Origin of the sequence: Paenibacillus sp. 37, from assembly GCF_008386395.1 — a bacterium.
Taxonomy (GTDB): domain Bacteria; phylum Bacillota; class Bacilli; order Paenibacillales; family Paenibacillaceae; genus Paenibacillus; species Paenibacillus amylolyticus_B.
Genome location: NZ_CP043761.1, coordinates 6,327,092 through 6,340,435, shown reverse-complemented (window position 1 = coordinate 6,340,435; position 13,344 = coordinate 6,327,092). Strand labels below are relative to the sequence as shown.

The window sequence follows — 13,344 nt, the reverse complement described above, 5'->3', positions numbered from 1 at the left end:
GATGGAAAACCGTGATACTGGTAAAGCATCGATTAAAGTTCTATTGGCTGATGATCATCAGCTGTTCCGTGAGGGACTGAAACGCATTTTAAATATGGAGGACGACATTGAGGTCATCGGCGAATGCGGCGATGGTATTCAAGTGCTCGAATTCTGCAATCAGGATAAACCTGATATCGTATTGATGGATATCAACATGCCAATCGAAAACGGGGTTGAAGCAACGGAGAAATTGCGTGAGCTGTTCCCTGATGTCAAAGTCATTATCTTGTCCATTCATGATGATGAAAGTTATGTATTTGAGACGCTTCGTAAAGGGGCTAACGGATACTTGCTGAAGGATATGGAGGCAGAGTCTCTGATCAATGCGATTCGTTCCGTGCATGAAGGACATGCGTTCATACATCCGAAAGTAACAGGCAAACTGATCATGCAGCTGCGTCGTATGACGTATCTTAATGAAACAGGGGCAATGAGTGAAGGGGCTTCGAAGGAAGCGGGTGTTAAATTTGTTGCTGGTGACAATAACCCGCTTACACGTCGTGAGGCTGAAGTACTTCGTTTGATGGCAGAAGGTAAGAGCAACAAAATGATTGGTGAATTCTTGTTCATCAGTGAAAAAACAGTAAAAAACCATGTCAGCAGTATTCTGCAGAAGATGGAAGTGGACGACCGTACTCAAGCTGTTATTAATTCGATCAAATATGGTTGGGTTACGCTCTAATACCTTATGTTTTTCGTAAAGCAGTATTCTTACGGTAAGTCAGTCCATTGGTTGATTCAACCTAGACGAAGTATAGATTGGTGTTCACTCGCGCCCTTTCCAGAATGTTGGATTGGTCTGCGGGTTAATGGACTTTATCACTGCAAATGAGCAAAGTGTAAGGTTGTGCGGAACATATGTTCAAGCTTAGGCGTGAATGAATGACCTGGCCTGTCTTTCTTCGTCCGGTGTCGATCAGCGTGGAATATGAGTGATAGGAAATGCAAGTGTAACCCTTCAGGAAGTGCAGCATATACTTGTTGTATACAGGGATGTTCGCCATGGGTGAGCATGACCTTCCGAGGAGGTGCAGTTGCCATGGTTGCTCATCTGACTATGATTCTGCTCATATACTTCCTGGCGGCAATGGCCGTTCATGCCATGCACCAGCGCCATCTTTCCCGTCCGGAATCTGAAGGTTTCGAGCAGATTCTGCTCATCCCTTCCAATCAGGCAGGGCGGATCGAAGGCATTGTAAGAGAACTTTGCCGGGAATTATTATACCGTGGTAAGAGCTTCAGATTAACCGTTGTTGCTGATCGTACAGAAGCGGAAACGATTACGATTATTGAAAAGCTTATGCAAAGGCAAGGCATGGAGACATCTTATCTGCCTGCTGTCCCTGCTGATATTGAACGGGTAGCACAGACCGATCACACGTTTCGCCTGATTGATTTGCGTGAGTCAGAACAATAAATCATCATGTGAACGGGAAATGGGATTATCATTTCGCAGATTTACAGTGAAAAGATTACAGCAGAAGCTGTAGTCTTTTTTTGTAATTGTAGCCAAGTCTGCTTTTAAATTAAAAATGGGTTTTTATGCAATCTATGGTTATTGTCTGGGTATGGTGAGTTCATGAGCACTAAAATAAACTTTTCGAAGTCAGAACTCTTAATTTAAAAGTATAGACGATTCAGATTGGAAAAAGTTTCGCAATTTTAAAGAAAGATTCTGGTTATTAGCAGAATTGTATGATGGATTCATATTGTGTGACTAACCTTGTGATGTAGAGATTCAATTGGTATAGTGATAAGTAGATTGATCATAAGAAGATGGAATATGGACATGAAGCACATGCTCCGGCGAACAGCCGGCTTGGCATGTGCTTTTTTTGCGTTCAGGAGTAAGTACGATGGGGGAGGAGAGAAAATGAAGGTTGCCTTATATGTGTGCCGTGTAGGGGAAGGGTGGAGCTTGGTGTTATCACTCGACATTCGTGTGGATGTGACTTGGTGGCTAGAGGGAGGAAGCGGGCGACATGTGCTGCGCTGGTTGCTTTTAGATCAGGCGTTGCCGTTAAGTCAGGCATCCTGGTTGGTTGAACATTTTGAGAGGGAGCGAGATATGGACAAGTGGGGCCAGCACGAATGGCAGAGTTATCTTGCGCGGAAGCTGGATGTATATGAACTGACCTCGGGGGAAGTTGAGGCGAGAAAAGGTGTAGCAGGCAAAGCAGGGAGTGTCGCTGTGCGTCGCATTCAGGTAGGCGGGATACCAGAGCCGTATCCCGCCGGGCAGTGGGCTCACCTGGAGCAGGACGCGGCCCTGCTGGCTGAGCGGATCAGCGGCCGCCAACTGCTGGCGGCCGAGGCGGAGGCGTTGCTGGCGGATACCGCCCAGCCGCCAAGGGAGTGGCGCGCGGCTGCGCAGCTCGCGCGCTTGCACGGGAGGCTGAGTATCACAGCCGCCCTCGAAGGGCCTGCCACGCGCCGTCGGCACGCGTGGCTTGGACGCGCGCGGAGCGCGCCCCGCTGCCACCGTTGTGGCAGCGAAGCCAGGCAGCGCGTGCCCTGCGCTGCCTGCGGCCTGGCGGCGTGCGCCTACTGCGAGGCTTGCCTCGCGCTGGGGCGCAGCCGTGCCTGTGCGCTGCTGCTACGCAGTGCAGCGCAAGGGGCCGTGCCACGACGCGGCGAAGCACCGCGTGGCACGGCCTTGGCCCCCACCGGCGGCGGGCTCGCCCGGTGGGGGCTTAGCGCAGCGCAGAGCGCGGCAGCAGCCGCGGCGCTTGCGTTTTTGGCCCGGCCACCCGCAGGGGATGGGCCGGGACGGTTCTTGCTGTGGGCCGTGACCGGGGCCGGCAAGACCGAGATGATTTTTCCACTGCTCCAACATACACTGGATCGCGGAGGACGAGCGCTGGTCGCTACGCCGCGCAGAGACGTTGTACTGGAACTGGCTCCGCGTCTGGCCAAAGCCTTTCCGGACACCTCGCTCGCTACCCTTTACGGAGGCAGTGACGAACGTTGGAAAGACGCTCAACTGACGCTCGCGACCACACATCAACTGATGCGTTTTTATCAGGGGTTTGACCTCGTGATCATCGATGAACTGGATGCTTTCCCGTACCATAACGATCCCATGCTCGCTCACGCGGCTGCATCTTCCTGTAAACCGGATGGCAATTTCGTCTATTTGTCTGCTACACCACCAGCTCGGCTACAGAGGGAAGCAGCGCAGGGAAAACTCACTCATGCCAAAGTGCCGGTACGTTTCCACCGTCATCCTTTGCCCGTGCCAAGATTGATCAAAATGGTTACCGTTGCTGAATGTATTAAGAAACGAAATCTCCCTTCTGCCTTGAGGACTAACATCCAAATCTCATTGAAGCGTGACGCTCAGGTATTTGTCTTTGTAACACGCATTGCCCAGATTGAGGCGTTTGTGAACTTGATGCGCCGTACCTTTCCCGGAATTCATATCGAAGGAACTTCATCTCAGGACCCTGATCGCGCTAGCAAAGTTATAGCCTTTCGTGAACGCACAATTCGTCTGCTCGTAACCACCACAATTCTGGAGCGTGGCGTTACCATTCCGCGCAGTGATGTTTTTATATTGGATGCAGACAATGGTCTCTTTGATGAAGCGTCGCTGGTCCAGATGGCGGGTAGAGCAGGGCGTTCCATGGATGACCCGGCGGGTAGAGTGGTTTTTGCATCATCTCGTCGGACACGTTCACAGGTGAAGGCCGTTGCCCAGATTCGGAAAATGAACACCATCGCTCGTCGCAAAGGCTACCTGCATCCACCATCCCAGACATAATAGTTAATTGTTATCTGTCTAAATATATGAATTAATATCCATATTTCAAAGTACACACAGCGTATAGTTCCCTACATACCATTAGATTCCCCAGACCAGATTGGAGGTTTGCACCATTATGTTTAACTGGCTCAGCAACATAACCGATCACGCGCAGCACCTTACCCAACGCCTCCATCATCTGCTCGCCCCACCTGGAGCGACTTGTCTGACATGCGGCACTCGGTCGATCCTTTCCTCGCTCTATCCGGGCATATGCCCACGTTGTGTGAAGCAGATTCCATGGATTCGTTCCATCCGCTGTCTGCGGTGTGGTCGGGGTGTCGGATGCCCGGACTGTGCTCGTCCACATATGCAAAACCGTTCTTTTATCCTCAACCGCAGCGCCGTACAGTACAACCCTCTTATGAGAGAATGGATTGGCATGTACAAATTCAGAGGTCATGAACGATACGCGCCGCTCTTAACCGCGCTGTTGATTCAAGCCTTTCAAGCGATGAGCGAGGAACAAATTTCTGCTTTGGCAAAAGAACCCCCAGCCCCCGTGGCTCATCCCGCCACATTTGCTCAACAACCGAAGCCGCAATGGCGGCCTGACGCGGTCACCTATGTCCCGGTGAGCAGCGAGCGCCTGGCCGAGCGCGGCTTCAATCAGGCGGAGCGGCTGGCTGATGGGCTCGCCACCGCCTGCCGCCTGCCCATCGTTGATCTGTTGCAGCGCCAGATCAACACTACCAAACAAAGCTTTAAATCTCGCGGTGAGCGTATCGAAACGATGAAGAACGCTTTTTCCATCAACCCGGATGGCATGCATCTAATTGAAGAGCTATACAGAGAATCTTATCTGCCAACACAAACGGGCATGTCATATGCCAGAGCCATAAAGATATTGCTGATTGATGACATATACACAACAGGTAGCACCTTGAACGCTTGTGGACAGGCCATCTTGAATGCTGGCTTCTCCGTGGAAATTCGGGTTGAGATCTACACACTAACACTGGCAAGATCCTAATAGGCAAATCAGTCTATTGAGCTAATGTTTACATATTCTTCAAGTCTCCCTGCATACACAACCTACGCTTTACTTTCTAATAGATAGGAAAATTTGTCCATAATGGAGTACTTGGTGGCACCATTCATAAATATCGTATTCGTGCCCTGACTGACACCAATGTGAGTGCATGGACAGCGATATTGTCGCAAACTACATTACCTGCGAGTGTCTCAGGTTTGAGTATTAACTCAGCAACCACAGCGGCTATTGCACTGAGATGGACTACTGTAACTGGAGCTACCGGGTATGATCTGGAGATTGATGGTACGGTGGTTGCCGTGAGTGGAGTTGCTTATACGAAGAGTGGACTTGCACCGAATACAGAGCATACATTCCGGATTCGTGCTAAAAATGCTTCTGGTGCAGGAGCTTGGAGTGAGATTATAGCGGGAATGACTCAATTAACTACACCTGTGCTCAAGGGAACTTCGGACAGAACAAACGTTATTCTGACATGGGACGCGGCTATGGGTGCTTCGTCTTACGAAATTGAAGCCGATGGGCAAATCGTGGCGACGGTCAGTGATACAACGTTTATTCATTCTGACCTGTTACCGTCCAGTTTGCATAAATATCGTATTCGGGCGTTCAACGATCAGAACACAAGTGCATGGTCTTCTGTTCTAAGTATGAGGACATTAAATTAGTGATTTATAATGGGGAGCGGGGTTGCATATATGTGCATCCTGTTCCCCTCATTTGTTTTGCAAATAGACTATGGCTTCATCAGAGAAAATAAGGTAATCTATAGTTATTATCTATTCGGAAATGGAAGTTTGAGAGGGGCGTTTTAGCGATGAATCTAGGCAATTGTCCTCGCTGTGGTAAATTATATGCGTTGAATTTTCGAGATGTATGCTCGAATTGTATTAAGGAAATGGAACAGGAATATCAGATCTGTGTAGATTATTTGCGCGAAAACAGAGGCACCAATATACAGGAACTATCTGATGCAACAGAAGTTTCGATCAAAACCATTACCAAGTTCATCCGTGAGGGACGGATTTCCATCGAAAATGCCCCGAATATGATGTATCCTTGTGAAGTATGCGGAACATTGATTCGTGAAGGTCATATGTGTGACTCTTGTCGTCATCGCTTGACGAAAGACTTGGCTAGTGCAGCTCGCGATGTAGGTCAGAAGGATAACAACAATGTAGGCGGACGAACCTACAATGCTGTCGACAAACTACGCGATTCATAGGAACGAGGTCTTAAATACAGATCTTGCTATAACAAATGTTTTGAAACGTACCGATAAACTTATTAAAGATTATCGGTTTTTTTTATTTTCCTAATCATTTTGATAACATAAAGATAAAGTAAGAAAAACGTATATCGTCGTTAAAAACCCTATTTGGAAGGAAGTGCAAGTTAAATGAAAATCAATGAACCGAGTAGAATTGGCGCCATCAATTCATATCAAAGGAACGTTGAATCCAATCAGCAGGCTGATGCCAAGAAGAGCCGCCGTAAGGACGAAGTATCCATTTCTCCGGAGGCGATGAAGATGCTTGAAGAACAAAGTCGTACACAGGATGCAGGACGCATACAACGGATACAGGAACTGAAGGAACAGGTGAGTTCGGGAACGTATCAGGTAGATAGTAGCAAGCTTGCTGACAAATTGCTACCGTATTTTAAGTCTTTTGATAAGGAATAGGTGATCACGTAATGGCAGCACTGGACAGATTAATTGCAGTTTTGCAGCAAATGGAACAAAGTCACCGCGATATGCTGGCACTCAGCGAGGTCAAGAGACAGGTCATTGTCAAAAACGATGTGGATGAACTCATTGCCGTTCTGAACAAAGAATCCCGTTTCATGAAACAACAGGAGCCATTGGAGATCGAGCGGCAGAGCGCAGTTCACGAATTGCTTCAGGAGCGTGGGATCAAGTCCATGCTGAACCTGAACATTACAGAGATCTCCAAACTGATTTTTGATCCGGCTGACAAACAGCGATTGCTCGAAGTCCAGAAGAAGCTGGCGGGAACACTGCAGGAGTTAAAAGAAATCAATCAACTGAATCAAAAGCTGATCGAGCAATCGTTGATGTTTATTGATCTTTCAATGGATATCTTTGCTTCTCGGCCAGAACAGGATGCCACATATCAGCATCCTGCTGATAAGAACGGCAATCCAGGGCGAATCGGTCTGTTTGACACGCGTGCCTGATTAATTAGGGGGAAACCAGGTGACATCTACATTTCATTCAATCGAAACGGCTAAACGCAGTTTGTTCACACAGACGACAGCTCTTAGCACAACAGGCCATAACGTAGCCAATGCCAACACGGAAGGCTATTCACGTCAAAAGGTAAACATGCAGGCATCCATTCCAATGGAGCCATTTGCATTTTTGCATAGCACAACACCAGGACAGCTTGGTACAGGGGTAGAGTTCGACTCCATTACCCGTGTGCGTGAGAAATTCTTGGATGACCAGTATCGTAATGAAAACACCAACTTCGGGAGTTGGTCCATTCAACGAGATACACTTGAGAAACTTGAAGCTATTGTCAACGAACCTTCTGACACGGGATTTCGGACGGTTATGGATAACTTCTACAAATCATGGTCAGATCTGAGTAAAAACCCTGAGGACGTTACGGCACGCCGGATTGTCAAGGAAACTACACTCGCGCTTACGGATGCAATGAATCAGATTAGCCGCCAATTGGATGCGCTTAGTCAGGATTTGGACAGTAACATCGCTGTGAAAAGTAATGAGATCCAGGGTTACCTGGGTAACATTGCAAACCTCAATAGTGCAATCGTGAAAATTGAGTCTCTTGGCGACAATGCCAACGATTTACGTGACCAAAGGGATTTAATGACGGACAAGCTGTCCAAAATCATGAATGTTACCGTTACGGATTCCCCGCAAGGATATGCTATCCAGATGAATGGACAGGCACTAGTCACTGGCGGGGCGGTACAAGTGGCGGTCGATCCTGCTTTTCTGAATACAGCATATACAGCGGGAACACTCACTAATGGTGAGGTTCATGGCATGATTAAGTCGAGAGACACGTTGGTAAGTGATTATAAGAAGCAGATGGATGAACTTGCTAACACGCTTGCAAATGGTGATATTGAAATCACACTTCCAGCAGGATCGGTTATCCCTGCTACGAATGCCTTAGGACTTGCAGGGGGGGCATTAGCAACAGACACGAAGGTAACCGTAAAGGGACTCAATGGTCTGCATCAGCTGGGGTATACGATGGATGGTACAACCACCCCAGGTCTACCTTTCTTCACAGCAGCAGGTGGGGGAACAGCCATTACAGCTGGCAATATCTCATTGAACGCAGAAATTTTGGCTGATCCGAATAAAATTGCTACTTCTTTGCGTACTACGGATGCGTCCGGCACAGAGACTGTAATCAAAGGTAATAATACACTTGCCATCTTGCTCGCCAATCTGAAAGATACACCAATGAAGTCTGCCGACGGCATGCGTAATGCAGCTATTGGCGCACAGTTTAGCGCCATTGTTGGACAGCTGGGTGTGCAGTCTCAGGAAGCCGCACGTCAGACATCCAACTCGGAATTTTTGGTGGAGCAGGTGGAGACACGTCGCCAATCGGTTAGCGGAGTATCTTTGGATGAAGAGATGTCCAATATGATCAAGTTTCAGCATGCTTATAACGCATCCGCTCGATTTATGACCACTTATGATGAATTACTTGATAAATTAATTAACTCTACTGGGACAGTAGGCAGATAATAGAAGGGAGTGACATAACAGACCATGAGAATAACAAATAATATGCTCAGTTCACAGCTACTGTTAAACCTGAACCGGAACGCACAACAGATGAATAACACCCAGACCCAATTAGCTACAGGTCGGAAGATTAACAAACCTTCAGATGATCCGGTAGGAATAACGTACTCCCTTCGTTATCGTGCAGAGCTATCCTCCAATGAGCAGTATCAGAAAAACGTAGACAGTGCTATTTCTTGGTTGGAATTCAATGATACCGTTATGAATCAAGCTGGGAACGTTGTTCAACGCCTACGTGAACTGGTAGTTCAGGGATCGACAGGCACTAATCCTCAATCTGCACTAGACAGCATTAACGAGGAAGTAAAACAGTTGAATGAACAACTAATTGATGTATCTAATAGTAAACTGAACGGCAAGTATATCTTCAACGGTGAAACCTATGACGTAAAACCTTATGAGTTTCCTACCAATCCAGATGGGTCCTTTGATACTTCGAATGCTGCATCTATTGTAACGGACAAGGGTAAAATTAACTTTATTGTTGGTGAGAGTGTACAGTTACCCATCAATGTGAATGGCAATGAGGTATTTGGTACTGGAACGGAAGAGGATAATCTATTCGTAACGGTTAATAACATTATGAAGGCTCTAACAGAAGGGGATACCGAGGCGTTATCCAAACAACTGGATAATATAGATGCCCGAATGAACAAGATGCTAGCAATTCGTTCGGAGCTTGGGGCAAAAACCAACCGTGTTGATCTGATGATGGGACGTCTCGATGACCTTAATATCAATTTGACAGATCTGCAAGCCAAAGTAGAGGATGCCGACTATGCTGAACTGGCAATGAAATCTAAAATACAGGAAAACATCTATAATGCTTCCTTGTCTGCAGGTGCCAAAATCATCTCTCCTTCTCTGGTAGACTTCCTGAGATAAAAAGGAGGACTTAACTAGTGAACACTCTTCCTGTTGTCCAGATTCGAACAACGCCGTCCATTCTCAATATGGATGCTGATCCTGGTCAGTACTCTATTCGTCAGCCTAAGGCAGAAGTACAGCTAAACACCAGACCTGCCAAGCTAACGGTAGAGAGTCATCCTATCACGCTTCATGTAGATCAAAGTAAGGCTTTCTCGGCTTACAATGGCGGGAATATGATCGATATGAACGCACGAATATATTCTGGAATACAGCAACAATTTCTGCAAAACATGGCTGAACGCGTTCAACAAGGGAATCAATTGGCAGCGATCCATGAGTCGGGTAATACGATTGCCAATATAGTGGGCATGGACTGGAAACCACAGCCATTCCCTGAAACGCGGACTCCGGCTTCATTTGACAATGTTGACACACGTGTTGATACAAGGCCACCGGATATTAACTTTCAACCCGCCGTTTCTGAAATGAACGTTATTGTTAACAAACCCGAGATAGCATATCAACGGGGGAAGCTTGATATTTATGTGAAACAGTATGCGTCAGTTCAATATACTCCACCTGCCATAGATGTGGGATTGTAAGTTATAATGTAGAGCTATAGACGGTCTCGTATGCAGCCATCTATGGCTCTTTTTGTATAAAATCTTCGCCAAGGAGGCGTTTGTTATTCTTATTCAGACAAGCATGTGGGGAGAATTAGAGGTCAATGAGGAAGATTTGTATCAATTTTCCAAAGGGTTACCAGGATTTGAGGAAGAGACGGAGTACGCGTTAATTCCATGGGAAGATACGCCATTCAGTTATTTACAATCAGTAAAAGAACCTGGATTATCGTTCTTGTTGGTTAGTCCATTTATGTTTGTACCTGATTATAGTTTTGAATTGGGCGAGGTGGATAAGGAAGAGTTAGGGATTGAAGAGCAGGTGTCGGTTTTCTCTCTGGTAACTATTCATTCTGACACAAATAAATCTACCATGAATTTACTGGCTCCCGTTGTACTTAATCCAGAGCAACGTTTGGGGAAACAAGTGGTACTCCATCAATCCAGCTATGAGACACGCCATCTCATTTGGGCTGAAGACAAAGCAAATTCAGTGAAGGGTGGAGTCTGATATGCTGGTATTATCTCGTAAAAAAGGCGAATCCATTGTGATTCAGGATCATATTGAGGTGACCGTACTTGCTGTAGAAGGAGATACCGTACGAATCGGTATTTCTGCACCTAAGCATATAGATATCTTTCGGCAGGAGATCTACGCGTCCATTCAGGAAGCGAATCGGGAGTCAGCTACACCTCTCGCAGCCAATATTGAAGCGTTTATGGAACGTTTAAGAAAAACAGAAAATAAAAAAGATTAAAAATATTCCAATTTGCTATAAACAGTTGCTCACCTTCCGTCGATATATAATTTAGACGCTGCTTCGGCAGGGCGGCCGACCTTAATGTCGCGGCGTTTACCACATGGATGTGGAACTAATTTATCTTCAGGGAGGAAACACTCTAATGATTATCAACCATAACGTACCGGCGTTGAACACTCACCGCCAATTGTCCATCAACACAGGTAACACTAATAAAAACATCGAAAAATTGTCTTCCGGTCTTCGTATCAACCGTGCTGGTGACGATGCTGCAGGTTTGGCAATTTCCGAAAAAATGCGCGGTCAAATCCGCGGTTTGGACCAAGCTTCCCGTAATGCTCAAGATGGTATCTCTTTGATCCAAACAGCTGAGGGTGCTTTGAACGAAACTCACTCCATCCTGCAACGTCAACGCGAGATTGCTAACCAATCTGCTAACGGAACAAACACAGATTCCGATCGTCAAGCGCTGCAAGATGAAATGAACGCTCTGACTTCCGAAATCAACCGTATCGGTAACACAACTGAGTTCAATACTCAAAAATTGTTGCAAGGTGACGGTAAATCTAACCTTACAGGTACTGGAGTAGCGAAAGACGGATTCTTGGCTAATGGTGTTACAAACAACGCAGCAGCTACACAAGCATTGACAGCAACTGCAAATGCTGCAGCTGGTGACACAGCTACGTTTACATTGAATGGTGAAGATCTGAAGATCAGCTTTACTGCATCTGGATCTAATGGTACTGCTGCAACTTTTGATTCAAAGGGTTATGATGTTACCTCTAATTCCGCGAATGTAGCAATAGCTGCTACACCTAGCGCTGTAACTACTGGTACTGCAATTGCAGATGCCCTGCAAAAAGTTATTGACAGCAATGAGAAATTGAAAGGTAGTTACACTGCAACTGCTGATGGAACAGGTAAAGTTACTATCACTGCTGTAGATAAAGAAAATGGTGGGAAGTTTGACGGTTCTGCTGGTAACATTGCAAAAGCGACAAGCACTGGAACATTGGCTTGGGCCGCAACTGATGGAGTAGCTTCTGTAGGTACTACAACTTACACTGATGCTAAAGGAACTCTTGACTTTACAAGTGTAAATTCTCCAGCTGCAGCAGAGAAATTGCTTGGTACTGGTTTAACAATTAACGGTCAACAAGTTGAGTTCTACGATGCAACAAAAGGTGAGTACAAAGGAAGCGCATTAGGAGTTAACATTAGTGCTTTGACTAAAACTGGTGCTACTGTAGGTGCTGGTGACGTTGCTCAAGCGATTGTAGACACTCTTGCTACCAAAATTGAAGGTGTAACACTTTCAGTAGGTACAGCAGGTGCTGATACCAATAAATTGGTAATCACAGCAAACGCTAAAGGCGAAGCTGGAAACGGAATCACTTTGAAAGATGGCGGAGTTCAAAAGAACTTCGAAACTTCTTTCCAAATCGGTGCTAACACTGGTCAATCCATGAGCCTGTCCATTGGCGACATGCGTTCTTCCGCTCTGGGTATCACTGGTAAAGCTGGCGATGCTGGTTTCACTAAAGATAATACAGTTACTGATGGAACGAATGATGTTAAAGGCGAAGCTGCTTTGAACATCTCTACGAAAGAAGGCGCTGCTGCTGCAATCGCAGTTCTGGATAAAGCAACTGCAACTGTATCCAGCGAACGTTCTAAACTGGGTGCTACTCAAAACCGTCTGGAGCACACAATCAACAACTTGGGAACAGCTTCTGAGAACCTGACAGCTGCTGAATCCCGTATCCGTGACGTTGACATGGCGAAAGAAATGATGCAACAAACGAAAAACAACATTTTGGCTCAAGCAGCTCAAGCGATGTTGGCACAAGCAAACCAAGCGCCACAAGGTGTTCTGCAATTGCTTCGTTAATTTTATCAAGCTCTATACTAAACCTTGGATCTTTGATCCAAGGTTTTTTTATTAGATTTTACATATTTCCTAAAGCTGGTGAGAGTATACGCCGATATATATTATAAATGCGAAAAGGTTGGAGGTCGTTCAAGGGTGAATATTCAATTTTCCTTATCTGCTGCCTCATCTGTAACAAACCCTGCTACTGAGGTGCAGCACCCAGCAGGCGCTTCTCAAGCGGTAACCGACACAGCAAACATCAGGACAGCGAAGGAAGCTTATGCCAAAGAAAAACAAGGTGTACACTTATCTGTAGGGGAAGAACTGCTGATCCGCAACATTGATCGAGCGGTGAAAGCCTTGCAAGGTCCGGAAACGACATTAGATATTAGTATTCATGAGAAGACACATGATATCATGGTCAAAGTTTTAAATAAGGAAACTGGGGAATTGCTCCGTGAGATACCACCGGAGAAAACGTTGGATTTAGTAGCCAAGATGATGGAAATTGCGGGTATCTTAATTGATGAGAAAATATAGATTACGGAGGTGGCAA

The 13,344-nt window shown here is 46.3% G+C and carries 16 protein-coding genes; 15 read left to right on the top strand and 1 reads right to left on the bottom strand.

Annotated features, from left to right (window positions below; genetic code table 11):
* The first annotated feature begins 1 nt into the window (after position 1).
* The 3 genes from F0220_RS27250 (at position 2) to F0220_RS27240 (ending at position 3,805) form a co-directional block, all read left to right on the top strand.
* Positions 2-724: a response regulator transcription factor gene (locus tag F0220_RS27250; protein ID WP_026081439.1), complete on the top strand. Its 723-nt coding sequence runs from the start codon at positions 2-4 to the stop codon at positions 722-724.
* Between the two features lie 357 nt (positions 725-1,081).
* The gene (locus tag F0220_RS27245; protein ID WP_036612497.1) at positions 1,082-1,459 is read left to right on the top strand and encodes a hypothetical protein; all 378 of its coding nucleotides are present in this window, start codon (positions 1,082-1,084) and stop codon (positions 1,457-1,459) included.
* 456 nt (positions 1,460-1,915) lie between these two features.
* Positions 1,916-3,805, top strand: coding sequence for a helicase-related protein (locus tag F0220_RS27240; protein ID WP_105600106.1), 1,890 nt, complete (start codon positions 1,916-1,918; stop codon positions 3,803-3,805).
* A 31-nt stretch (positions 3,806-3,836) separates the two neighbouring features.
* On the opposite strand, the gene F0220_RS33065 is transcribed toward F0220_RS27240, so the two are convergent.
* Positions 3,837-4,250, bottom strand: coding sequence for a hypothetical protein (locus F0220_RS33065; RefSeq protein WP_223199790.1), 414 nt, complete (start codon positions 4,248-4,250; stop codon positions 3,837-3,839).
* On the opposite strand from F0220_RS33065, the gene F0220_RS27235 reads away from it, so the two are divergent.
* The 12 genes from F0220_RS27235 (at position 4,230) to F0220_RS27180 (ending at position 13,328) form a co-directional block, all read left to right on the top strand.
* Positions 4,230-4,820, top strand: coding sequence for a ComF family protein (locus F0220_RS27235; RefSeq protein WP_223199789.1), 591 nt, complete (start codon positions 4,230-4,232; stop codon positions 4,818-4,820). The genes F0220_RS33065 and F0220_RS27235 overlap by 21 nt on opposite strands.
* Before the next feature lie 161 nt (positions 4,821-4,981).
* A complete protein-coding gene (locus F0220_RS27230) occupies positions 4,982-5,509 on the top strand; it encodes a fibronectin type III domain-containing protein (protein ID WP_146117081.1) in 528 nt (175 codons plus the stop codon).
* A 149-nt stretch (positions 5,510-5,658) separates the two neighbouring features.
* The gene (locus F0220_RS27225) at positions 5,659-6,066 is read left to right on the top strand and encodes a TIGR03826 family flagellar region protein (RefSeq protein WP_105600101.1); all 408 of its coding nucleotides are present in this window, start codon (positions 5,659-5,661) and stop codon (positions 6,064-6,066) included.
* Between the two features lie 174 nt (positions 6,067-6,240).
* Positions 6,241-6,525, top strand: coding sequence for a flagellar biosynthesis anti-sigma factor FlgM (flgM, locus tag F0220_RS27220; RefSeq protein WP_047840678.1), 285 nt, complete (start codon positions 6,241-6,243; stop codon positions 6,523-6,525).
* Between the two features lie 11 nt (positions 6,526-6,536).
* Positions 6,537-7,040, top strand: a complete 504-nt coding sequence (locus F0220_RS27215; RefSeq protein ID WP_076333996.1) for a flagellar protein FlgN — start codon at positions 6,537-6,539, stop codon at positions 7,038-7,040.
* 19 nt (positions 7,041-7,059) lie between these two features.
* Complete coding sequence (gene flgK, locus F0220_RS27210) at positions 7,060-8,598, top strand: flagellar hook-associated protein FlgK (RefSeq protein ID WP_105600100.1); 1,539 nt, start codon at positions 7,060-7,062, stop codon at positions 8,596-8,598.
* 24 nt (positions 8,599-8,622) lie between these two features.
* Positions 8,623-9,543 (top strand): flagellar hook-associated protein FlgL, encoded by a 921-nt coding sequence (gene flgL, locus F0220_RS27205; protein ID WP_105600098.1) that lies wholly within the window; start codon positions 8,623-8,625, stop codon positions 9,541-9,543.
* Positions 9,544-9,560: 17 nt separating this feature from the next.
* The gene (locus F0220_RS27200; RefSeq protein ID WP_105600096.1) at positions 9,561-10,130 is read left to right on the top strand and encodes a DUF6470 family protein; all 570 of its coding nucleotides are present in this window, start codon (positions 9,561-9,563) and stop codon (positions 10,128-10,130) included.
* Between the two features lie 103 nt (positions 10,131-10,233).
* The gene (fliW, locus tag F0220_RS27195; RefSeq protein ID WP_223199788.1) at positions 10,234-10,662 is read left to right on the top strand and encodes a flagellar assembly protein FliW; all 429 of its coding nucleotides are present in this window, start codon (positions 10,234-10,236) and stop codon (positions 10,660-10,662) included.
* A gap of 1 nt (position 10,663) precedes the next feature.
* The gene (gene csrA / locus F0220_RS27190) at positions 10,664-10,909 is read left to right on the top strand and encodes a carbon storage regulator CsrA (protein ID WP_074096614.1); all 246 of its coding nucleotides are present in this window, start codon (positions 10,664-10,666) and stop codon (positions 10,907-10,909) included.
* 145 nt (positions 10,910-11,054) lie between these two features.
* Positions 11,055-12,806, top strand: a complete 1,752-nt coding sequence (locus F0220_RS33325; RefSeq protein ID WP_105600095.1) for a flagellin N-terminal helical domain-containing protein — start codon at positions 11,055-11,057, stop codon at positions 12,804-12,806.
* A gap of 135 nt (positions 12,807-12,941) precedes the next feature.
* Complete coding sequence (locus F0220_RS27180; protein ID WP_105600093.1) at positions 12,942-13,328, top strand: flagellar protein FlaG; 387 nt, start codon at positions 12,942-12,944, stop codon at positions 13,326-13,328.
* The last annotated feature ends 16 nt before the right edge of the window (positions 13,329-13,344 follow it).